Origin of the sequence: Methanosarcina soligelidi, assembly GCF_000744315.1 — an archaeon.
Lineage (GTDB): Archaea > Halobacteriota > Methanosarcinia > Methanosarcinales > Methanosarcinaceae > Methanosarcina > Methanosarcina mazei.
On record NZ_JQLR01000001.1, the window covers coordinates 3,168,069 to 3,190,280 of the forward strand.

The window sequence follows — 22,212 nt, forward strand, 5'->3', positions numbered from 1 at the left end:
TTATAAAGCCGTCTCTGCGAGGCATATTCTGGAAATAGTAATAAAAATGAGTGATTTTTTGCTAAAAATATGAATCTTCCAGTAAAGACTTTTTCATGCTTTTTTGTCCCGCTCGACGCAGGAGAGTGGCCTTTACCAAAAAGCAAAAAGAAGATAATGGACAAACAGTGATCTAATGCCCTATCTATTTCAAGTATTTTATGCTCATCCCTTCAACTATTTTCTAATTTTTATGAAGGGCTGTCAGACAAGCTGGCTGGGGCTTCTATAATATATTGATTCAAAAAGGTTCAGGAGGTTAGGGAATTTTTATCCTTAACCCAGAGCCTTTCTGATTTTTCCCATTTTGGTGAGAGTTGAACATACAAGCTGCGAGACTTCTTCATCCATGCAGTTTCCTTTCGTTCCTGCCTGCAAAAGGTCTGGCTGCATCATTTCGAGCAGGATGCGGTACGAGGGTTCTGGCTGGACTTTAAGGCTGAAAGTGTCGCGCAAGACCTCAATGTCTTTGCGGATTTCTTTCAGGCAGGCTTCCGGAAGGAAGCGGGAAGCTACATTGAGGTCCAGGTAGCCGGATGCAAAGCTCAGGTCACTGGCAAGGGAAGGGAAATATTTCTTAAGCAGCCTTTCACAGGCTTCTTCTCCCAGCTTTTCCCTGGCTTCTTCAAGGGCTGTGCCCGTGCCTATAAACTCCGGAGGCAGGCCTATTGAATAAAGCGCACCTGTGAACTTAATAGCCCGTGGGAGGTTCAGGTCTTCTGCAGGCATACTCGCGCTGAGCTCTTTTCCGACATCCTTCCGGCAGAGGCATACCAGGCCTGAAATATCGGGAACATTCCTCGAATAACCTCCTGTCCCTTTATGCATAAGGCGGTCCCGCTGCTGAGGTAGGAGGCCTGCAAGCTGGTTTATGGTGCAGGACATTTCACGGATAATGCGGTTATACCTTGCCCCGAAAATTCCTATAAGGTTTACAATCTCTTCTTTTTCTTCGCCGGAATAGATTTCTGGAGATTCCGGAAGCCTCTCTTCTGCAAGGCGTACCAGGGCTTCAGCTTCTCCTTTATCGTGGCTGTACCTGACAGCTGACTGGAGGGTGATTGTCCCTATGCCCCGATATTCCCTGAAAAAGTTTTCAGCATTTTTCAGGCTCAGGTGCCCTCTAAAAGGCAGAGTCCCTGCTCCGAATATGATGCCTGTGCTGGTGTCAAGTTCTAAGTCCAGTTCGGAAATCCCGCTTATGGCGTATTTGCATGAGAGCGTGCTTGCCACGTGTCCGAAAGAGAGGGCAGAATCGGATTTGCCCAGGAATACCCTGAATTTTTCCGGTGCAGCTCCAAACCGTTTTTCCCAGGAAAGGAGTGTGTTTTCTGCAAGTTCTTTTGCATGAAGCAGGGCAGGAGCATCCTCTATCAGGGGAATTATACGCGGGACCTCCATTGCAACACCGAATTCTTTTTTTGCAAGTTCGCCCACATCTACCATGTGCTGCTGAGCGTCAAGAATTTCCCCTACCGTGCCTGTCATTGGGTGAACAAATTCGTTAATTGCCTGCACATCCGAATATTCAAGGGCTCCGTGGTTGGCTTCGGCAATGGACATCATGACCATAAGCTGCCTGAACCGGTTTTCCTGAGCTGCGCTCGGAGCACGCGGAGTAATGAAAATGTCTTTTCCGGGTATAAGGTCCGTTTCTTCTATGAATCTGGATACTATCTGGACGTTCTGGTGGTAAGGAGTTGCCTTCCCTTCATAATCCGGCATATATTCGTCACAGCCGAATACCACCGCAGCTTCAATGGCTTCACCGGGTTCTTCCTGCGTGGAGATATATTTTGATGCAGAGTCCGGGTGCTGCGTGCACATTACTTTCGGATAGGTTGCTTTTTTGCTCATGAAACTGTACCCTCGCTGCCTGACAGGGGCAACTTCTAAATTTCTTCATTTTTCAATTCTTTTTATCGGCTGACATATTAATTGTCAGTTCTGCTATATTGTCAACCTTCAAATAATTCCAAAATGGCAGCGGTAAAGAACGTTTACTCAGTAATAAACCTTTTCGTTGACAATAAGTTAACGTTAAAATCTGAAGTTTAAATCTAAAGTTTAAAACTATTCTCTGTATTTCATCAAAAATAGTAATCCTGTACCAGAAAAATAACAGTGCAAGAAAAAGCCCGTCTCTGAGCTCCCCAAACTTCCTGCATTTTCTATTCAGCGGTTTTATCTATCTTCAGGCTCCTGATATGTTCTTAGTTAGTATAGGCTTCGATACTGATACCTATTTCGAAACTGTCTGCTATATATGATTTACAATCACATAGAAAAGAGTATCTTAATGATAGCGGTATTAAAAAGATATCTTTCTTAAGAAAAATAAAAGGTATAAAAAGATATCTTTCTTAAGAACAATAAAAGGTATAAAAACTGCAGAAAAAAATTGAATAAAGGGAAAGCTGGAAGCTAATAGTTTAAACATATATGAGGTGAAATTTTATGTTCTGTAATCAATGTCAGGAAGCGCTTAACGTAATAGGGTGTACTAAAAACGGCGTATGCGGCAAAAAAGGGGAAGTTGCAGACCTGCAGGACAGGCTTTTATACGTCCTTAAAAGCGTCTCTTATTATAACCTGAAGGCAAGAGAACTGGGCCTTAATGAGGAAACAGCCGACAAAATTGTACTTGACGCTTTCTTTGCAACTCTTACGAACACTAACTTTGACAAACAGGCAATTGAATCCTATATAAAGAAAGGGTTTGAGATCCGTGACTCCATTAAGGCAAAACTGCCAGCCGGAACTCTGCCTGCCGAAGAAGACCTCCCTGATGTGGCAAAGGTCACCCCCGAAAACATAACAGGGATGGATGTCGCTGTCCACTCCACGCAAAACGAAGATGTCCGGTCTCTTAGAGAATTGCTGACATATGGAATGAAGGGAATGGCTGCATATGCACACCACGCCTATATCCTCGGGTATAAAGACGAAGAGATCTTTAAATTCATTGAAAAAGGGCTGGTTGCCACAACAGACGACACCATAGGTGTGGATGACCTTATCGGCCTTGTTCTTGAATGCGGGCAAAAAGGCGTATCAGTACTTGCACTGCTTGATAAGGCAAACACCGAGACCTATGGTAGCCCCGAGCCGACTGCAGTCAATATTGGCGTAAGGGGAAATCCGGGAATCCTCATCAGCGGGCATGACCTTCTGGACCTTGAACAGCTCCTTGAGCAGACAAAGGGAACAGGAATCGATGTCTACACTCACGGAGAGATGCTTCCCGCAAACTCATATCCTGCCTTTAAGAAGTACGACAATTTTGCGGGCAACTATGGTAACGCCTGGTGGAGACAGAATGAGGAGTTTGAAAAGTTTAACGGCCCAGTCCTCATGACCACAAATTGCATAATCCCGCCAAGAGAGTCATACAGAAACAGGATCTACACGACCGGGGTTGTGGGCTTTGAAGGGCTTCCACATATCCACGAAAAAGAAGACGGAACAAAAGATTTCACCTCCCTTATAGAACAGGCAAAAATGAGCAAGCCCCCTGAACAACTGGAAAGCGGGACAATCATGGGAGGCTTTGCACATGAAGCAGCCTTATCGGTTGCGGATAAGATCATAGATGCCGTAAAAACAGGAAAAATCAGCAGGTTCATGGTCATGGCAGGCTGTGACGGAAGGCACAAGGAAAGGGCATATTACACCGAGTTTGCAAAAGCCCTTCCAGAAAACACAGTAATCCTGACCGCAGGCTGTGCAAAATACCGCTACAACAAGCTCGACCTGGGCGACATCGGAGGAATTCCGAGAGTTCTCGACGCCGGGCAGTGCAACGACTGTTACTCGCTTGTGGTAATAGCCCAGAAGCTTGCAGAAGCCTTCGGGCTTGAGGACATAAATGACCTTCCTATCTCTTACAACATTGCCTGGTATGAGCAGAAAGCCGTACTTGTCCTGCTCGCCCTTCTGAGCCTCGGAGTGAAAAACATAGTCCTCGGCCCGACCCTTCCGGCTTTTGTCTCTCCGAATGTTCTCAAGGTACTGGTTGATAACTTCAATATCAGACCCAACACAACTGTAGAAGAAGATATGAAAGTCCTGCTGGGTTGAGCGGGTAAAAGCATTCCTGAAGTTTGAGACCGACAGATCTTTAAAGAAAAATCCAGTTAAAACGCACACCGCCGGAAGTTATCCGGAAAAGTAAGATGCTTTTTAAAGCCGGCATCTTACTTAATATTCTTTTTGAAGTAACAACATCAAGCCATTTCGCCCTGTTTATACGAGTTACTTTTTTGTTCTGCAATATCATCTGCCGTTGCATATGGGTGACAGTACCTTTCATTTTCTTCGGTATACGATTTCAGGTAGATTCTGGATTTGATTTGAATGGAGTGTACCGGGCAATAATTAAGACATGCATAGCAGAGATAACAATTTATGCCTCTCTGCCATACAGGTTTTTTATCAATCATTTTTATTTTTCCGGATAAGCAAACCTTTTCACATATGCCGCAGCCCGTACATTTTGAATCTGAATAAAAATAATCTTCTGTGCCCCTGTGCTCAGAATAAGCCAGTCCTAAACGAAGCGAATGTTCCAGTAAGTAACCGGCAGGAGTGAGCTCAGAGTATTCTTCCCGGCTGTTTTCTTTATTCACGATTATTTTCCGGATTGAATTCAGTCTGATCCGGACCCCGGATTCAAGATTTTCAATCATCTCTTTTGTTACCGGGTGCCAGTCTTTATCTCTCGGATCATTACAGGCCATGTTTATAGAAAAACATGAGTTCAGAATTTTGCCCTGTTTTTTCAGAATATTATCTATCTCAACAAAAGCTACGTGCTGAGTTCCCGCCCTTGTAGCTACTGCAAATATATAGCTGGCTGATTTTAGATTCAGTTTCTTAAGGAACTTCTTTACAGGAATGGGGATTGTCATTCTATGGATAGGGAAGACGAAACCTACTGTTTCTGCGTTTGTTTCTATAATGTCTTTCTCCAGAAGGCTTACAACAGGGATCAGATCTGTTTCTGGAACTCTATTTTGTAATTCCTTTGCTACATATAGAGAATTGCCGGTTCCAGAAAAATAATAAATTTCCATTTCTCTTCCATTTCTCCTTTATCTACTATATTTGCCTGTTCTTGCCAGCAATGAATAATTATTGAATAGGCGAAAATAGCGCTTATTTTTTAAAATATGATATTTTAAAAGCCTTTATATGTATTCTGCTGTCTGATGGCAAACTTATCTGAAATTAAAAGTTTAGAAATATTTATTTCTCCACATATCTTCTTTTAATCACTTTTCACTTTAAAGTAAATTTAAGTTTATCTCTTTTTTTAATAAGGAAATTTCTTTGCCAGTAACTTACAGAAATGCCTGGTAAATAAACAACTGACGCAAACTATTGATAAAATTAAATTACCAATATTTAATAAAAGAGGTGCCTTTTTTCTCCGGGACGAAATGAAATGGAACTTTTATTCCCGATTTTTTCAAGAATCCATTTACAAAATATGATGTTTAAGGTATTTTAACAACTTTATACGGATCAAATAGAATTATTAATCGATTTAAAAACTTAAAAAATCTTATTTTTTCTTTCAGATTCTTAATAACATTTATTTTCTTAATTAAACCAGTATAAGTTGTTTTCAGATATAAGTATATTTATATTTAATCTGGGGAATTTTAGAATTGTCAAGCCGCAAGATGGCGGCAAGACGGTTTGAATATAAATTGATTTCAGCAACCGGCAGATAGCCGGAAAGACATTTTGGGGCAAAACAGAACAAATCGGTGTTTTCGGAAAAGTCAGGAATGTCTGGAAAAATCATCGATTTTCCATATCTAACATCAATAAAAGATCAAAATAAAATAAAGGAGTGGATGGTAGTTGAAAATAAAGAAAATACTGAGCGTATTTATAGCAGTCTGTTTTTTACTGTCAGTGACAGCTGCATCGGCAAGTGCGGGATATGATGAAAAGTACAAGAAGGACGATAAGAGGGACAATAAGTTTGATAAGTTCAATAAGAAGGACCCTAAGAAAGACGATAGGTTCAAAAAAGTAGACAGTGCCAAGAAGAAGAAACTTGATAAAGAAAAGAACAACTGGAACAAACAAAAGGGTAAATTCGACAAAGAGAGGAAGCACTGGAATACGAAGAAACACACCCAGGCATACAAAAAATGGTACATACTCTATATGAAATGGTTTAATGCTTACATGAAATGGCTCTTCATGTATAACAGCTGGTTCGGCGGCTGCTATAAGGTGTGCTAATTATATAAAGGCAGAAGTTAATTAAATCTAGTATAAAAAATAAAGATTTAATTCATTATCATATACCCCTCTGGAGTAAAGAAACTATGGCTTCTTTACTGTGGAGGAGTAAAGGGGTTACGATTCCATTCTCTGTAAGGAGTAAAGTAACCCCTTAGTTGCTTTTATTCTCAAACACAGAGGCCTTAAATACAGAGGCTGGAATAAATTTCAGAAATAATCCTGAAAATTCCAAACTATTTCCTGGATACCCGGAGTTTCAGGGCTCTTTTTCTATAAAAATTACAAATCAGAACTCTTTCTCTATTAAAATCACAATTCAGGGATCTTCTTCTATTAAAACCACAATATTCTCTCGCCCATTCTTAAACTTCTTAATCAATCCTCTTTTTTCAAGTTCTGACAGGAGAAGGCTGACTTTTACCTCTGAATACTTCAATCTGCCCCGCAGGTCTTTCTGAGTAATCCTTCCCTTATTGCCTCTAATTATATTCAGGACATCATTCAGTTCCGGAGTGAGCGGCTCTTTTTTAAGAGCATTGGTCTCAATTACAGAGTTTTCTCCGGATTCTATTACCGGCTCTATCATGGACGCTTCTCCAACCGGGTTAAAGCCAGAATAAGTGGGCCTGGTGAGAGCCTTTACCAGGAGCCCGGAGATGTTAATTTTTCCCTGCTGAGACCTTTTTTCATTTCTTTTTCTATACTTTTTAGTTATTTCATAAACTCCCCCGAGAAGAAAAAGTACAATAGCTACTACAATAGCTACTGGCAGGAAAAGTGCAATAGCTACTGGCAGATAACTTATAATTGACAAGATGTTTTTTGTTTGCCCGCTGGCAACCGCACCATTTGAATTCATTTTAGCCGCGACTGTTTCAGTTGCCCTCTTATCTGAAACCGGATAAAGAAGGAGATCAAGAACGTAAGTTCCTTCATCTTCAATCTCGATGGTTGTTTCTTTCGAATAAATCAGACTATTGTTCTCGTAATAACTGGCTTTTATAGTATAGTCCCCAGGCGTTAATTCAAAAGAATAAGCGCCGTCTTTTGCTACTATTGATTGAGGTGGATTGGAGTTTACATCAATTACAGTATCATTTACAGGCTCAAGGGTATCCCACGCATATGTCACTCCATGGACTGTTGCAATGGTGGTGTTTTTGTCTTCCATGAAGGGCACCCCAGAAGCGAGCCCGGATAACCCTAAAACAAGTAAAACACCAATGCAAATGATGTAAACCCTCAGATTCATTTCCCCCTGAATTCAATATGTAAATTGGGTCTAGGGGATTATGTGCTAAAACTGCAAGTATGAAATTTCTTTGCATCAATTCAAATACAGGGCACTGTCGGATTCAAAATTACCTGCATTCAAAATACATGTTTTAACATCCTTTTTTTGAACCTGCTGTTTTTTTGTGTAATACGGCTTGTCCCCTCTCCCTCATTCAATAACTTAACCCTGGTGTTGTTATTACTGTCACGTTTAAATTGTCTCTTTTAGCACGGGCTATTTCAGATTCAATATTATATTGATTCTCAATTAGAAATAATCATAAGTTTCTGTTATGATAAGGTGTTTAACTGATGTCGATTATAAATAATGTTTATGTAGGGATAAGCTTGATAAACTTAACCCAGGTTCACTGATATTCTTGCGCATGCCTGCAGCTCTTTAATTTTATAGCCTTCTCCAATCCCCATTCGATATTTACTGTATTCTATTGAGTTTATGAATTCATTTCGTTCATATTATTTATATTTATATGAAACATATTATGATCTGAATTTATAACATCGTAAAAATACAATCCAAAAAACCTGATACGAATTACGAATTAATGCAGGTTATATATTACCAAAAATTTTAATATAACTTAATTATAGAAACTTTTCTTCATTAGATTCTGGTAAGGATAGAGCGGATAAAATTCTTTGAGTATTCTATGCTCTAAACAAAAAAAGAGGGAATAAAATAGCATCCTGATAAGTGAAGTATCAGTGCTTAAAAAGGACGCATATTTTTATGTTTGAAAATTCAGGTTTTCGAAAATTTTCTTCCTTATTTCAAACACAACCTTATTTCAAACACAACCTTATTTCAAACACAAATACCTATTTCCATTATAGCCGTCTATGTATCCTTTTTCGTAGCCTTTTCTGTAACTATTTTTATAGGATTTTTTCCAGCTATCCTTAAGGACAGGCGCGGGAATTTTCAGGAGGTTTTCCATGCTGCCGTATTGTTTACAGTCTTTGTCGCTCTGTTTTTTGCCATCTTTATATCCCTTATTGTAACCGTCTTTATAGCCTTTGTTATTAGAAGCTGCGGTTGCTGGCGCAGCTATCACTGACAGCGCGAAACACAGTACCAGCAATATAGCAAGAGTCTTTTTTATTTTAGTGAGTTTCTTATTTTCCATAAACCCTACTCCCGGTTCAATTCAATGAAATGGCAATTCCATTCTATTAAATGGAATTGCTCATAGATAGGGGATCTATTAATTGCTGATTTAAATATTGATTGGATTAAATATAAATATACTTATCATAAAAAAAGGCTTAAAATAGGTTAATTTAAAAAATAAGTATTTCTAAACTTTTAATTTACTGTAGGAGCCTGAATAATGTATATTATGCTCGCAAGTCCACCGATGATTATTCAGTGAATTACGGGTTTTTCACTCTATTTTTGAATGCTCCACATATTCTATCACCGACCCGTCTGAATGTCTTACCGTCATGTTCCTGCCTGTCGGAACTTTTGAAGGTCCCCGGATGATTTCTGCTCCATTTTCTTCAAGAAAAGTTTTGAACTTATCGAGAGAATCAACAAGAAACGTAGCCTGTGTATTTCTGAATGGTTTCAGAGCGTCTTCAGAGCCAGCTATAAGCAAAATATTACTTATCTGAGCCAGTTCCACGCCTGTTTGCGGGATTTCAAAACGCATAGCAACAGGAGTTCCTAGGAGTTCCTCGTAGAATTCGAGAGCGGGATTAAGGTCGGCTACATAGAGGCGGGAGAGGATTTGAAGTATTTTCATATTACTAACACGTTCAATGTCGTGTAAAAATCTTTTGTAACGTATTTGAAGGCAGTGTGCCAATTTTTCTGTAAAATTACAAATTTAAGAAGTTTTTGAGTCAAAAATTCGAGGTCGGTAAATTAGTTCCGCATACAGTCTCCAAAAAATTAACCTGGAATTTACAACAAATTCGCGACACTGCCATATTATTTGAACAAAATATTATTTGAACAAAATATTATTTGAACAAAATATTATTTGAACAAAATATTATTTGAACAAAATATTATTTGAACAAAATACAATTAGATAGAAATCTTATTTAAGTTGAGCTGTTTCAGCTGCGGAAACCAGGGATTTCATTCTCCTGTGTACCAGTTTTTTGTATTCGATTAACCTGTAACTCCAGTAATACTCCCGAATTTCGATATCTTTTATTCGTTCTTCTTTTTTAATTACTGGCTTTATATATCCGAGTAAAAAGGCCACTCCTGTGTAATGCGGTCTCTTTAAAGTGTAATTCAATACATTTAGCAGTATTAATACCGGATTTTTATTTAAATAATAAGCCATGTATCCGTTGTACCTGTATCCTTTCCACAAGCCTTCGGCACTGCTTGTTAATCTTTTTTCTACCATCTGGATTTCGTTAAACCTCTGGATTTGCCAGCCTCTGAGTATGGCTTTCACATTTGAGATCGAATCCGCAGAGGGTTCTAAGGAAAAGCCATCAGTATCGAAAAAACATTCTTTTGACCATACTCTTCCTGTACCTGAAGGGAAGTTTTCAGCCTGCCCGGAAAGCTTTAATTTTCCGTCAATTTCATGGTATAATCCCCCGCTCGCAATTCCCAGTTTTTTATTGGTTTCAAATTCTCTTATTACTTTTTCAAAATATTCTTCTTCAAGTATGGTATCCGAGTCTATTGAAGCGATAAAATTATAGTCAATATTGTTCCTCTCGCAATAACTCAATGCGAAATCAAACCCGGTTTTATACACATAAGATACGTGAAAAATTATGTCTCTGGTATGGGGAGGCAAACGTATGGTTTTTATCCAGAAATATCTGGACACAAGACTGTGTATTATTTTTGGAGAGCTGTCTGTGCTTCCGTCATCAATAATTAACCAGAGGACAGGCTTTACAGTCTGATTAATTACGGATGCAGCTACGTCTTGAAGAAGCTTGTCCTCATCTTTTACAGGTGTTATCAAAACATACACAGGTATTCATTCCCCCTCAATAACTAAATAAAGTTAGAAGGATATATAGTTACTGTGTTAACAAATATATCTCTTCTTAAACTTATTTTTACAGGGAGTACTGGAAGCATTACAATTATTTTATGTAAAATTTAATAATCGCCTCCGGAATGAATCAGCAATAAAGTTATATCCTTCTACCCCCTAGTCCTTATAGATATTTTTATGCAGACAGTTAAATACCTTGCACGAAATAGCGGGTTTTTGTTTCTTAACGGCATTGCAACAAATATTCTAAGTTTCTTCGCGATGTTATATATCGCCCGTCACCTTGGACCCGAAGACTATGGAATATTTTCTTTCGCTTTTGCTTTTATCTATTTCTTCAGTTTTATCCCTGATATGGGAGTTCATCAGATACTTGTAAGAGAGGCTGCAAAAGAACCTGGAAAAGCTGGAAAACTTATAGGCAACGGGACTATAATAAAATTTTTTCTTTCATTCGTTGCCATAATTTTAGCCTTTATTCTGATAAACCTCATAGGATTTCCTTCCTCAACAAAAAATGCCCTTTATATAGCATCTCTGGGCCTCCTGATAAGTGGGACAGGAGCTTACGGAATCATATATGAAGCAAAACTGAGAATGGAATACTCTCTGTTATTTAACCTTGTAAGCCGGGTCTGTCTTCTGTTATTTGTTTTCCTTGCAGTTGCTATAAACTCAACGCTCAATACCTTTATTTTTGCCTCTGTTTCAGCCACTTTCGTGCACAACTTGTTAATGGTATTATTTTCAAAGAAATTAGTTAAAGTATCATTTAATCCTGATATCACTTTAATAAAACAGTTATTGAGGGAAGCTATTCCAATAGCAATTGCTTCGGTCTTTACAGTGGTATATTTCAAGATCGATGTACTCATGCTCTCGTTTTTGCGCGGGGATGCTGAAGTAGGCTTTTATTCCGCTGCCTACCGCCTTACGGATGCTCTTGTCTTCCTCCCATCCGCTTTTACAACCTCAACCTTTCCTTTAATGTCCAGGTACTTTAAGGACTCTTTTAACTCATTCAGTTTCGCATATGCCAGGACATTCAAGTATCTTTTTGCTTCAGGTTTGCTAATTGCAGTTCTGGTAACCTTTGCTTCGGAAAAGATTATCCTGATCTTTTACGGCCCGGAGTATCAGAACTCAGTAATTGCTTTGCAGATCCTTATCTGGGCAACAGCCATCACATTCATAAGTGTACTTATCAGTTCTACCTGTGTTTCAAGCGGAAACCAGCAAATAATCTCAAAAACAGCTATTTTAGCCGCTCTCCTGAACGTATCCCTGAACCTTATCCTGATCCCTTCAACAGGTTACATCGGCGCTGCTGTCGCCACGGTACTTTCAGTACTGGGGTCAATGGTGTTTGGTCTGATCTGGGTCCATAAGAACCTTTTACATGAAAACCCGCTCAAAGGAACAATTTCTCCCATCATAGGGGCAGGCGTAGTTTCTTTATTCATTATCCTTCTGGAACCGTATGCCGACATCATGTTTCTCAGTGCTGTTTCAGTCCCTCTTTTTGCTGCAGTCCTTTATACCACGGGCTGGATAGACTCCGATGATAAAACTATTTTTTTGAAACTATTTCCTGCATCACGCCTTAACTCTAAAAAATTTTAATTTTAGTGCATTAGACCACAAAATCAACCCCAAAACTAATATTATCAGCCTGTTTTAATTACTCACCTCCCGCGTTACCCGGCTTTATACCCCGAGCCGAAAAATATTAAGAAAGGTTAGAAAAATGTTGATCCTCGACTACCCTTATGTCTCTGAATTTCTAAAAAACACTGCTGCAGAGCTTCAGATCCCCGTTTTAAAAAATGAAATGGCAGCCGGAATTGATACAGAAAAAAAGCTCAGGCTTCTTGAAGAAGCTGAGTTTATCGAATTCATAAAAGGAAAAGGCGAATATGCTATTTATTCCAGTTCCGAAAACTCCATTGGCTGGATCTCGGAAAATCTCGGGTTTACCGGGCTGCCTGAGAAAATACAGCTTTTCAAAAACAAAATCAAATTTAGAGAGCTGCTGGAAAGGATATATCCCGACTTTTATTTCCAGGGCATTGAGTTTGACAAGCTGGACGAAATCCAGACTGAGGAAATAAAAAAGCCCTTCATAATAAAACCGGCGACAGGTTTTTTCAGTCTGGGAGTTTACAAAGTTTCAACTGATGAAGAGTGGGACGCTGTCCTTGAGCGCATAAAAATCGAAGTCGAAGAAATCAGGGGCCGTTATCCTGTGCAGGTTCTCGATACTGGAAAATTCATTATCGAGGAAAACATCGAAGGAGAAGAATTTGCAGTTGATGCTTACTTTAACAGCAAAGGGAAACCAGTAATCCTCAATATATTAAAACACATCTTCTCTTCTGAAAATGATGTCAGCGACAGGGTATATTTTACCTCAAAATCGGTTATGGAAACTTACAGGGAAACCGTTGAAGACCTCTTAAAAGAAATAGGAAATCTTGCCAGGCTCAGGAGTTTTCCCCTTCACCTGGAATTCCGGATAGGGTCAGACAGGAGAATCCAGCCAATAGAAGTGAACCCTATGCGTTTCGCCGGCTGGTGCACAACTGATATTGCATATTTTGCTTACGGGATTAATACCTACAGGTACTTCCTGGAACAGCTTGAGCCAGACTGGGATAATATTCTCGAAGGCAGGGATGAAAGGAAATTCTGCCTTGTGATTTTGAATAAGACTCCGGACATTGATTCGAAATCCGTAAAAGCTTTTGACTATGAAAGACTGCTCTCCGACTTTGAGAAACCACTGGAGCTGAGGAAAGCTGATCATGAAAAATACGGGCTTTTTGGTTACCTGTTTACGGAAACAAAGGACAGCAGCTGGAAAGAGATCGAAAGGATTCTGAAATCGGATTTGAAGGAATATATCAGTTTCAAGGAGACTACACCCGCGATTCTAACACCGGAAGGTCGGGAATTATTCAGGCCATAATAATCAAAAAAGAAAAGAATGGGTATATCTTTCGCTTATGATAGCAATGGCTCCGATTCAGTAGCATTCATTTTTAAGCCAGGGTAAGTCTGGCTCGACTGTGTCCACTTAATTGTTTAACAAAGGTTAATATGGGTTCACTCGCTGATCCAGGCTTTTGCTTCGGGAAATTCTTTATTCCTGTAGACTCTTACAGAGCCGGGAATAATAAATTCGAATATTTTCACGGCATTAATTATCCATTCCACATCTGAGATAACCGCAATTCTTTCAAAGTCTGTGATATGCCGAATTCCAATCGTGGCATCCTCAAACATAGCTTTATCGGTAAATCCCTCGAACCTCTCATTCAATTGATACAGGAGGCGAATCTTTCCATATTTCTTTACTTTCTCTTCTATAGCAGGGACAAGCACTTTTTCATAATCTTCTCCGGTTAGCACTCCACTTGCGGTAACTGCTACGACATTTTCAGGAAAACCAGGTATGAGCTCTATCATTTCACTTCCCCTCTTATTCTATTTATTTTAAAACAGTACAGAGCTAATAAATATTATTATTCTAAATGAATATAAATCTTGACGCGAAACAGGAAAGTTCACCTGTAATCAAAAAAATGAAAACTTATTTTTATTTTATCCTGATCGCACTTTGGGGAAATATGTAAAATGGATTCCGTGAGGCAAAAAATCTATTTATCACTGAAGGTCCAATCCTTTTAACGTAAAGGGGAAATGGGGTACCTGCTCTGGAAGACAATGTCATAGAAGTAAACAACCTGGAGTATTTTTTCGGCGAGATAAAAGCAGTCGATAATATCAGCTTTACTGTCAGGCGAGGAGAAATCTTCTCCTTTCTCGGGCCAAATGGAGCCGGGAAAAGTACTGTAATCAATATCCTCACCACCCTCCTGCCTGTTCAGAAAGGGAGTGCAAAGATTGCAGGGCATGATTTGAAGCATGAGCCTGAAAAGATCAGGGAGTCCATAGGGATTGTTTTTCAGGAGCTCACACTTGACAGGGACATGACAGTAAAGGAGATTCTGGAATATCACGGAAGGCTCTATTCCATGTCAAAGGCTGAGAGGCAGGAAAGAATTGAAGAACTGGTCAGCCTGGTAGAGCTTGAAGGGAAGAAAGATACTCTCACCAGACACCTGAGCGGAGGGATGAAACGAAGACTCGAGATCGCAAGGGGGCTTATGACGCAGCCGAAGGTGCTCTTCCTGGATGAGCCTACAATAGGGCTTGACCCTCAGACCAGGATAAGGATCTGGGACTATTTAAGGGATATCAATCATCAGGGCACAACTATTTTTTTGACCACGCACTACATGGACGAAGCTGACCAGCTCAGTGACAGGATCAGCATCATAGACCATGGGAAGATAGTAATTACAGGCAGGTCCTGGGAGCTAAAAAACACACTTGGCCAGGACCTCATTTATTTGGAAACGAGTGACAACTGGGAAGCTGCAGAGCTGTTAAAGGACCTCGACAGTGTAAAAGGGATCAGGGAAAAAACGAAAGGGATAGTGGTTATGGTTAATGTTGACGGGACCTATCTGCTGCCCGAGGTAATGGACAGGCTTCGAAGCAGAGGGATCAAAATTAAGGCAGTGAACCTGAAAAAGCCTTCAATGGATGACGTTTTTGTCCATTATACGGGCAGGGAATTGAGAGACAGCGGTGCGGAAAAAGGAGCTGTCGTGATCCCCAGGAGCAGGGGGCGCTAAGGATGCATACCGGGTTCCTTACCATTTACTGGCGCGATATGCTCAGGTTTATCCGTTTCCGAGCTCTCCTGTTTTCATCCCTTATCCAGCCCGCACTCTGGCTTGCATTTTTCGGGATTGCAATGTCAAACAATTTTGAAAGGCTGACTGCAACAATGCCGGTAGTTCCGGGTGTAAAAACTGTCGGTTACCTGACTTTCATAGGGGCAGGCGTTATTGCGATGACTACTCTTTTTACAAGCCTGTTCGGGGGCACTGTCCTTCTTTTTGATAAAAACTGGGGGCTTATGCGTGAAACATTCTCAAGCCCGCTGCCAAGGATCCATGTTATCATTGGTATAGGCCTGTCCGGCATGACCAAGTCCTTTATTCAGGCAGCCGTAATAATGGTTTTCGGGCTTTTACTGGGGGTTGAATTTTTCGGGGGCTATGACCCGGTGCAGATCCTTTACTCTCTTGCTGGAATCATTGTTTTTGTAGGCACTTTTTCCCTGGGATTTCTTTTCCTTTCGGCTGCAATAGCTATAACCATGGAAAGCCCGGAAGGGATGCAGGCAGTAATTACCCTTCTTACCATGCCTTTCTTTTTCACAAGCAACGCCCTTTATCCTGTGGATTCGTTTCCCCCTGTGCTTCGGGCTCTGTCCACCATCAACCCTCTAACTCACCTTGTCAACGGGATCAGGTATTTTGCAATAGGAAGCGACTTTTCTGCAATCGGAATCCGCTATACTTACACTCAGGGAGAGATACTTGCGTCCTATATCGCCCTGCTGGCTTTTGCGGGGATAATGTTTATTATTGCGAGATGGAGGTTCAGCAAGGTCACAGTTACATAAGCCGGGACAGATGCTCCACATGTCCCACCCTCATCCCTGAAAGCGCGAGAATATAATACAGATATTTCAGTTCAGGCAACTCCCATCCTGGTTCCTGATCAGAAATTAATATCAGGAACAGTGTTTCCAAAAACATTATCCTTTATTCTGTTAAATATTAAGCAAAGCGATTTTTATGAAATTGATGGGGCAAACAGCCGTTGTAACCGGCGGGGGAAAAGGAATAGGAAGGGCGATATGCCTGGCACTCGCAAGAGAAGGAGCCGACATTGTAATTGCTGCAAGGACAGAAAAAGATATTCGTGAAACTGCCCGGATGGTGGAAAAGGAAGGCAGAAAGGCTCTTCCGGTGAGTACGGACATCAGAGTAGAAGAGGATGTTGAAAACATGATTTCAGAGGCTGTAGATGCTTTTGGAAGGATTGACATCCTGGTTAACAATGCAGGGGTAGCATACAGGAAGTATATGGTGGAAACATCAACAGAAGAATATGATAATATTATGGATACTAATTTAAAAGGCATGTTCTTCTGTACGAAATATGCCCTTCCATATTTTCTTAAAAGAGGAGAAGGCAGGATAATAAATATATCTTCAGGCGCAGGAAAACATGGAATACCAAAACTCTCCATATACAGTGCTTCAAAATTTGCAGTAATCGGTTTTACTGAGTCTATTGCTTATGAAATAGGAGGAGGAGTCAGGGTATATGCAGTCTGCCCTTCAAGCGTTGATACTGACATGTACCGCTCTCTGCATTCGGATAAGCCTGCCCTGAAACCCGAAGATGTTTCAAGGAAGGTTCTTGAACTCTGTTTGCCAAAAAACCCCCTCCCTTCAGGCTCTACGGTTGAGGTTTACAGGTCTCCTGTGAGAGTTGTTTAAGGTCTCCTGTGAGAGTTGTTTAATTATTACATTAATTATCTCAGCTTAATTCATATTTGTTTAATATTTTGCTTTACCGGATTCTGTTTTTTATGTTTAAAAAAATAAAGATTCTTTAAAATCAGGGTGAAATCATGTTCAAAAACCGTAAAGATGCAGGGGAGAAGCTGGCTCAAGCTCTTGAAAAATACAGGGAAGAACACCCTGTAGTTCTTGCCATTCCGCGCGGAGGAGTTGAAGTGGGACTTCAGGTTTCGAAAAGGCTGGGAACTGACTTTTGCCTTGTAATTGCAAGGAAACTGCCTTTTCCTGACAATCCTGAAGCCGGATTCGGAGCGGTTGCCGAGAACGGCAGCACGGTTATTATTGAAAATGCAGGTTACTGGCTCGCCGGAGAAACTGTTGAACGGATCAAAAAAGAACAGATCGCGGAAATAGAAAGACGCATAAATGCCCTGAGAGGGGGAAAGCCTCTACCTGATATTGCAGGAAGGACAGTCATCCTGGTTGATGACGGAATTGCTATGGGCTCCACCATGAGGGCAGCCATAGAACTCTGCAGGAATAAAAAGGCAAAAAAATTGTGGTTGCCGTACCAGTAGCTGGAAAAGAGATAGCAGATGTAATAGCAAAAGAAGCCGATGAGATCGTCGTGCTCGAGACTCCTGCCAGTTTCAGGGCTGTTGCTCAGGTTTACGAGAACTGGTATGACGTCTCGGACGAAGAGGTGCTTGACCTGCTGAGGGAAAGGATCAGGGAAAAAGAGATGAAGGAACACGATTTTGATCTATCAGAACCGGGCACCTGACAGGAAAAGAGTGAAGAATGAAGCTAGTGTCGCGTCAATCCTCAATAGTCGGATAAAGACGTGACAATTTTATCCTTGCATCATCTGTTGTAAATTGCCATTTAACCTTTGAATTTTTGTTGTTTCTGTAATTTTGCCATGCCAAAACTTCTTTTCTGACAAACTCGATGTTATCCATTCTCCTTTTTAAACATTGACCTGTAAGTACATTCAGTTCAATCTCTGCCATGTTCAACCAGCTTCCATGTTTTGGCGTGTAGACGAACTCAAATCTGTCCCATAGCGCCTTTGCTTTTGGTGGTGGAAATGTTTCGTAGAGAGATCCAGGTATGTGCGTGTTTAGATTGTCCATTACTAACGTAATTTTATCTGCATTTTCATGTTGAACTTCTATTTCTTCGAGAAAATAAGCCCAATCTCTCTTTGTTTTTCTTTCAGTGATCTTTACCATTCTTTTCCCTGTCAACGGTTCACAGGCAAGGAATATATTGCACATTCCATTTCGCTTGTATTCATAATCGTACTTTTCTGGCTTCCCTGTTGAGCAGGGGATAGGGATCCGGGTTTCTGCAATCAATTGTTTTGGGGATTCGTCCATACACACAACAGGATTTCGTGGATCAAATGGACGTTTATAAACGTCCAGAACCATTTCCATATTCGCAACAAAGCTACTGTTTTGTTCTGGAGGAATTACCCATTGTTTCCTTTGCCAGGGTTTGATTTCGTTTTTTTAAAGTACGGCGTACTGTTTCGTGAGAAATTTCCTCGAAATAACCAAGTTCTACAGCCTTATCGGCTAATAATCTTAACGACCATCTTGCAAAACCTTCAGGGGGTTGACTGCAACTAAGGGCGACTAAATGGGCTTCAAGATCACCATCAACTTTTTTATTATAAATGCGCTCGCTTTCTTTCCCGTTAAGGGCAACTTCAAGACCTTCTTCAACAAATCTCTTCTTAACACGGTCAATTTTTTTCATACTAATATTCAGGACACGTGAGATTTCTTCATTGGTTGAATGGCTAACATTCAATTCACTTTTATCGCAATTAAGCAAAATCAGAGCATTGAGAATTTGTTGAGAGTTATGTTTTCCCTTTGAAGCAAGTTCACAAAGAGATCTACGTTCATCTTCGGTAAGTGTCACAGTATATTTAATCATGAATGATACTTATGAAGATCATTCAATATAACGCTTAAGACTTTCCATCGGTGACACGACACTAGTGTCGCGTCAATCCTCAAAGATTAAAGAATTTGAGTAGCTATAACCGACTATATATGACATTTTACTGCTGACGCGACACTAGAAACACGGAATTCAGGTCCAGTTCTTATCCGGTCCGATTCTTATCAGGTCTGATGCTTTCAGGTTCAATTCATTTTAATATACAGTACATTTTTTTCTTAAGCCATGGATGGTTTTATCAGAAATTTGGGAATAAACTCATTAAGATAAAAAACTTGTGTTTTCTTGAAACCGGGAAATATTCTATCTGCAAAATACACCCTGCAAAATACACGTCCTGCAAAATACACGTCCTGCAAAATACACATCCCTGTTTAGCATGAAAACTGCTGGAAAAACATCAACCAGAAGCAGGTAAAGGACAACTACAGATAAAGCCCGACTAAATATTACACTTCTCGCATTTCTTATAAAAATAAGACCTGATTATACTTCTTTTTGAAAAATCGATTTTTATAAATCGTGATCGAGCGATAACTTTGTAAATTGGACAAACAGGGAACAAAGGAATTCTGTAAGGATCTCCGCATCCGGAAGAAGAAATAAGAATATATTAAAAATAGGCATATATAGATCTATAGATTATATAGAGCCGCCTGAAATATATGGAAAATATAAAATATAATGAAATGGTCTGGAATACCATAAGATTTATTGACTTAAGAAAAACACATGCAGACTCCATAAATCAAGCACAAGTGGATGATGTCCAAATTATCATGGCAGTTATAGCATTTTTGGAGTTAAAATCTCTGGAGTAAGGAAAAAAATGGATTTACTTGTCATAGCAATTATACTTGCAGGCTTATACATGGCCTGGAACATAGGGGCAAACGACCTCGCAAATGCTATGGGGACTTCAGTCGGAACGGGTGCCCTGACAATAAAGCAGGTCATTATTATTGCCGCTGTGTTTGAGTTCCTGGGTGCCGTGGTCTTCGGAAACCGGGTTACCTCAACAATTGCAAAGGGGATTGTTCCTATTGATATGATCAGCAGCATTCATCCGGATATCGTGGTTCTGGGGATGCTGGCCTCGATTCTTGCTGCAAGTTTCTGGGTAACTCTAGCAACTTTTTATAACCTCCCTGTCTCAACCAGCCATTCCATTGTCGGTTCTGTGCTCGGTTTCGGGCTGATTGCAGCTTATAACGGAATTATCTCTTTTTCTGATATTCACTGGACTGTCCTTCTGAAAATCATTGCCAGCTGGTTTATATCTCCGGCTCTTGGTGCGATCTTTGCGTTTCTGATATTCTCTATAATAAGGAGCCTTTACCTCCACAGGGCTTCGGATATGCCTGCAGTTGAGAAAAAATTCTTATTCTTACAGATCATAACTGGCTGCTATATCGCATTTGCGCACGGGTCAAACGATGTAGCAAACGCTGTAGGTCCTCTCTCTGCCGCACTTAACGTACTGGGAGTAACAGGAACCGGAGTCCCAATATGGGTACTTGTAATGGGCGGCCTCGGCATGGTAATAGGCATGGCAACCTGGGGCTATAAAGTGGTTGAGACCATAGGGTCAAAAATCACGGAACTCACCCCAACACGCGGCTTTTCCGCACAGTTTGCAACTGCATCGGTTGTTCTGCTGCACAGTTACAGTTCTCTCCCTATTTCGACCACCCATACTCTTGTAGGTTCGGTTATCGGCGTGGGACTTGCAGGAGGGCTTGCAGCCGTTGATCTTGGCGTGATATGGAGGATTATTTCTTCCTGGATAGCAACAGTCCCCATAGCTGCCCTTACATCGGCAATAATTTTTGTGGGGCTCGAGGTGATATTTTGATGAAAGACTACATCCGTTCCGTACTCGACGTGGTCGCAGAATCTCCTTTCGTCCCCCTGGAAACACATGCCAGAAAAGGAGTGCTTGCAGTAGAAAAGCTTTCTGAAGCAATGGAAGCATACTGTACAGGAAATCAGGCACTTCTTGATGAACGTACTGAAGAAATCGACGTACTGGAGCACGAAGCAGATAAAATAAAACAGAAAATCAGAGCAAGCATACCCTCTTCCGTCAGGCTGCCCGTAAACAAAAAAGATCTCCTTTCATTCCTTAAACAGCAGGACTCCATAGCTGATTTTGCCCAGGCTTCAGCCTACTGGATGACCCTGCGCCCCTGCAAAGACCTCCCGGATGAGATCAAGGAGGGCTTTCTGGAACTCATGGCAACCTCTTTGAAAACAGCCAGGATGTATGACCGGCTTGTAGGTGAGCTTTACAAGCTCCTGGCTACTTCTTTCAGTAAAGAAGAAATCAAAGAGATCCTGCAGCTCGTTCCTGAAGTGGAAAAACTGGAACACGATGTGGATGTGCTTGAGACCGCTCTCTTAAAAAAGATCTTTGAACACGAGTCTGCCATAGGAGGAGCAGGAGTCTGCCACCTTATGGGGCTTGTCGAAAGGATAGGAGGCATTGCAGACAAGTCTGCAAGTGCTGCTGATAGGCTGAGGTCCATGATCCTCAGAAGGTAAATTTCTTCTTACCTTTTTTATATCTAATTATTTATATTTAATTTTTTATATTTTTTTAATTATTAGCAGTATTTATTTTGCTTCCCTCTGTTTCGGCTTTTTGATACGGATCCTCCCCTTGTCTAGCGGAAAAGAAAAAATTCGATAAAGCGAATAATGCTTTACTATTTAAAGTATACAATTTAAACTATCAAACAAAGCGAGAGAAGAAAATCTTTATTATCCTGCTCCGTTTTCGGGAATTTTTGCTGGAAAAATCTTGAGACATTCGATCGAAATAAATTTATTTATATTTTCATATACAGTTCTAAAAGAGGATGACAATGAAACTTGATACATTAATACGCAGTTTTCTGATAGCCGGTTTAATATCTCTTATTGCATTACTTCTGGAATCGGCTTATTACGGGCTGCAAAACGAGGTTTATTCAATTACCACTCCCTTTTTCAGTTCAGTTATAAACAGCCCCTTAAATATGGCAGTACTCGGTATAATATTCGTATCCACTTTCGTGATAGTCTTAAACTCGTTGGGTAAAAAAGAAAGGGCATAAACACAAAAATAGTTGGGAGAAAACGGGCAGGAAACGGGTAGCTTAAAACAGGACAGTCTGCCCTTTTATAAGTAATGCTACAACAAGTGTAACAATAACCCA

General features: G+C 40.5%; 21 protein-coding genes. 13 read left to right on the forward strand and 8 right to left on the reverse strand.

The annotated features are described in order from the left end of the window. Positions 1-315: 315 nt before the first annotated feature. On the reverse strand, positions 316-1,896 hold the full coding sequence (gene ppcA / locus M886_RS13605; protein WP_011035107.1) for a phosphoenolpyruvate carboxylase: 1,581 nt from the start codon (positions 1,894-1,896) through the stop codon (positions 316-318). Between the two features lie 600 nt (positions 1,897-2,496). Between ppcA and hcp the strand changes: the two genes are divergently transcribed. Beyond that, positions 2,497-4,119, forward strand: a complete 1,623-nt coding sequence (hcp, locus tag M886_RS13610; protein WP_011035108.1) for a hydroxylamine reductase — start codon at positions 2,497-2,499, stop codon at positions 4,117-4,119. A 146-nt stretch (positions 4,120-4,265) separates the two neighbouring features. On the opposite strand, the gene M886_RS13615 is transcribed toward hcp, so the two are convergent. Next, entirely contained in the window at positions 4,266-5,114 is an 849-nt protein-coding gene (locus tag M886_RS13615; protein WP_048051336.1) for an EFR1 family ferrodoxin, read from the reverse strand. Between the two features lie 796 nt (positions 5,115-5,910). Here M886_RS13615 and M886_RS13625 point away from each other — a divergent pair. Continuing rightward, positions 5,911-6,300 carry a hypothetical protein gene (locus tag M886_RS13625; protein ID WP_226987644.1) on the forward strand — a complete coding sequence of 130 codons (390 nt, stop codon included), beginning with the start codon at positions 5,911-5,913 and terminating at the stop codon, positions 6,298-6,300. Positions 6,301-6,619: 319 nt separating this feature from the next. Here the strand turns inward: M886_RS13625 and M886_RS13630 are convergent, their stop codons facing one another. From M886_RS13630 to M886_RS13645, 4 genes are all read right to left on the reverse strand, one after another. Further along, entirely contained in the window at positions 6,620-7,474 is an 855-nt protein-coding gene (locus tag M886_RS13630; RefSeq protein WP_230633359.1) for a helix-turn-helix transcriptional regulator, read from the reverse strand. Positions 7,475-8,399: 925 nt separating this feature from the next. Further along, positions 8,400-8,726: a hypothetical protein gene (locus tag M886_RS13635; RefSeq protein WP_048051337.1), complete on the reverse strand. Its 327-nt coding sequence runs from the start codon at positions 8,724-8,726 to the stop codon at positions 8,400-8,402. A gap of 258 nt (positions 8,727-8,984) precedes the next feature. Further along, positions 8,985-9,347: a VOC family protein gene (locus M886_RS13640; RefSeq protein ID WP_048051338.1), complete on the reverse strand. Its 363-nt coding sequence runs from the start codon at positions 9,345-9,347 to the stop codon at positions 8,985-8,987. A 300-nt stretch (positions 9,348-9,647) separates the two neighbouring features. Beyond that, a complete protein-coding gene (locus M886_RS13645) occupies positions 9,648-10,556 on the reverse strand; it encodes a glycosyltransferase (RefSeq protein WP_048051339.1) in 909 nt (302 codons plus the stop codon). A gap of 204 nt (positions 10,557-10,760) precedes the next feature. Here M886_RS13645 and M886_RS13650 point away from each other — a divergent pair, with 204 nt between their 5' ends. Further along, positions 10,761-12,206, forward strand: coding sequence for a flippase (locus M886_RS13650; RefSeq protein WP_048036564.1), 1,446 nt, complete (start codon positions 10,761-10,763; stop codon positions 12,204-12,206). A 124-nt stretch (positions 12,207-12,330) separates the two neighbouring features. After that, positions 12,331-13,551, forward strand: coding sequence for an ATP-grasp domain-containing protein (locus M886_RS13655; RefSeq protein WP_048051340.1), 1,221 nt, complete (start codon positions 12,331-12,333; stop codon positions 13,549-13,551). 137 nt (positions 13,552-13,688) lie between these two features. Here the strand turns inward: M886_RS13655 and M886_RS13660 are convergent, their stop codons facing one another. Further along, a complete protein-coding gene (locus M886_RS13660) occupies positions 13,689-14,051 on the reverse strand; it encodes a SpoIIAA family protein (RefSeq protein ID WP_011035117.1) in 363 nt (120 codons plus the stop codon). A 317-nt stretch (positions 14,052-14,368) separates the two neighbouring features. Between M886_RS13660 and M886_RS13670 the strand changes: the two genes are divergently transcribed. The 5 genes from M886_RS13670 (at position 14,369) to M886_RS19210 (ending at position 17,819) form a co-directional block, all read left to right on the forward strand. Continuing rightward, entirely contained in the window at positions 14,369-15,286 is a 918-nt protein-coding gene (locus M886_RS13670; protein ID WP_235204033.1) for an ATP-binding cassette domain-containing protein, read from the forward strand. A gap of 2 nt (positions 15,287-15,288) precedes the next feature. Further along, complete coding sequence (locus M886_RS13675; protein WP_011035119.1) at positions 15,289-16,125, forward strand: ABC transporter permease; 837 nt, start codon at positions 15,289-15,291, stop codon at positions 16,123-16,125. 175 nt (positions 16,126-16,300) lie between these two features. Continuing rightward, a complete protein-coding gene (locus tag M886_RS13680; protein WP_048051341.1) occupies positions 16,301-17,011 on the forward strand; it encodes an SDR family NAD(P)-dependent oxidoreductase in 711 nt (236 codons plus the stop codon). Between the two features lie 134 nt (positions 17,012-17,145). Then, the gene (locus M886_RS13685; RefSeq protein WP_011035121.1) at positions 17,146-17,613 is read left to right on the forward strand and encodes a phosphoribosyltransferase; all 468 of its coding nucleotides are present in this window, start codon (positions 17,146-17,148) and stop codon (positions 17,611-17,613) included. Beyond that, on the forward strand, positions 17,595-17,819 hold the full coding sequence (locus tag M886_RS19210) for a hypothetical protein (RefSeq protein ID WP_011035122.1): 225 nt from the start codon (positions 17,595-17,597) through the stop codon (positions 17,817-17,819). The genes M886_RS13685 and M886_RS19210 overlap by 19 nt, the downstream gene beginning before the upstream one ends. A gap of 34 nt (positions 17,820-17,853) precedes the next feature. Here M886_RS19210 and M886_RS18015 read toward each other — a convergent pair. After that, positions 17,854-18,985 (reverse strand): IS630-like element ISMma9 family transposase gene (locus M886_RS18015; RefSeq protein ID WP_076611411.1). Its coding sequence is split into 2 segments (ribosomal slippage): positions 17,854-18,553 and positions 18,552-18,985, totalling 1,134 coding nucleotides; the frame shifts between segments, so codons are not numbered across the junction. Positions 18,986-19,677: 692 nt separating this feature from the next. On the opposite strand from M886_RS18015, the gene M886_RS18705 reads away from it, so the two are divergent. The 4 genes from M886_RS18705 (at position 19,678) to M886_RS13710 (ending at position 22,110) form a co-directional block, all read left to right on the forward strand. Further along, positions 19,678-19,833 (forward strand): hypothetical protein, encoded by a 156-nt coding sequence (locus M886_RS18705; RefSeq protein WP_155396005.1) that lies wholly within the window; start codon positions 19,678-19,680, stop codon positions 19,831-19,833. Positions 19,834-19,841: 8 nt separating this feature from the next. Then, the gene (locus tag M886_RS13700; protein WP_048041963.1) at positions 19,842-20,867 is read left to right on the forward strand and encodes an inorganic phosphate transporter; all 1,026 of its coding nucleotides are present in this window, start codon (positions 19,842-19,844) and stop codon (positions 20,865-20,867) included. Beyond that, positions 20,867-21,556 (forward strand): TIGR00153 family protein, encoded by a 690-nt coding sequence (locus M886_RS13705; protein WP_048041965.1) that lies wholly within the window; start codon positions 20,867-20,869, stop codon positions 21,554-21,556. Before M886_RS13700 ends, M886_RS13705 begins: the two co-directional genes overlap by 1 nt. 323 nt (positions 21,557-21,879) lie before the next feature. After that, positions 21,880-22,110, forward strand: a complete 231-nt coding sequence (locus tag M886_RS13710; protein WP_048036556.1) for a hypothetical protein — start codon at positions 21,880-21,882, stop codon at positions 22,108-22,110. Positions 22,111-22,212 lie beyond the last annotated feature (102 nt).

Bases quoted from the DNA above. Each gene is read 5' to 3' on its own strand.
- ppcA (WP_011035107.1), bottom strand. From the start codon at position 1,896: ATGAGCAAAAAAGCAACCTATCCGAAAGTAATGTGCACGCAGCACCCG.
- hcp (WP_011035108.1), top strand. From the start codon at position 2,497: ATGTTCTGTAATCAATGTCAGGAAGCGCTTAACGTAATAGGGTGTACT.
- M886_RS13615 (WP_048051336.1), bottom strand. From the start codon at position 5,114: ATGGAAATTTATTATTTTTCTGGAACCGGCAATTCTCTATATGTAGCA.
- M886_RS13630 (WP_230633359.1), bottom strand. From the start codon at position 7,474: ATGGAAGACAAAAACACCACCATTGCAACAGTCCATGGAGTGACATAT.
- M886_RS13635 (WP_048051337.1), bottom strand. From the start codon at position 8,726: ATGGAAAATAAGAAACTCACTAAAATAAAAAAGACTCTTGCTATATTG.
- M886_RS13640 (WP_048051338.1), bottom strand. From the start codon at position 9,347: ATGAAAATACTTCAAATCCTCTCCCGCCTCTATGTAGCCGACCTTAAT.
- M886_RS13650 (WP_048036564.1), top strand. From the start codon at position 10,761: ATGCAGACAGTTAAATACCTTGCACGAAATAGCGGGTTTTTGTTTCTT.
- M886_RS13655 (WP_048051340.1), top strand. From the start codon at position 12,331: ATGTTGATCCTCGACTACCCTTATGTCTCTGAATTTCTAAAAAACACT.
- M886_RS13660 (WP_011035117.1), bottom strand. From the start codon at position 14,051: ATGATAGAGCTCATACCTGGTTTTCCTGAAAATGTCGTAGCAGTTACC.
- M886_RS13675 (WP_011035119.1), top strand. From the start codon at position 15,289: ATGCATACCGGGTTCCTTACCATTTACTGGCGCGATATGCTCAGGTTT.
- M886_RS13680 (WP_048051341.1), top strand. From the start codon at position 16,301: ATGAAATTGATGGGGCAAACAGCCGTTGTAACCGGCGGGGGAAAAGGA.
- M886_RS13685 (WP_011035121.1), top strand. From the start codon at position 17,146: ATGTTCAAAAACCGTAAAGATGCAGGGGAGAAGCTGGCTCAAGCTCTT.
- M886_RS18705 (WP_155396005.1), top strand. From the start codon at position 19,678: ATGGAAAATATAAAATATAATGAAATGGTCTGGAATACCATAAGATTT.
- M886_RS13700 (WP_048041963.1), top strand. From the start codon at position 19,842: ATGGATTTACTTGTCATAGCAATTATACTTGCAGGCTTATACATGGCC.
- M886_RS13705 (WP_048041965.1), top strand. From the start codon at position 20,867: ATGAAAGACTACATCCGTTCCGTACTCGACGTGGTCGCAGAATCTCCT.
- M886_RS13710 (WP_048036556.1), top strand. From the start codon at position 21,880: ATGAAACTTGATACATTAATACGCAGTTTTCTGATAGCCGGTTTAATA.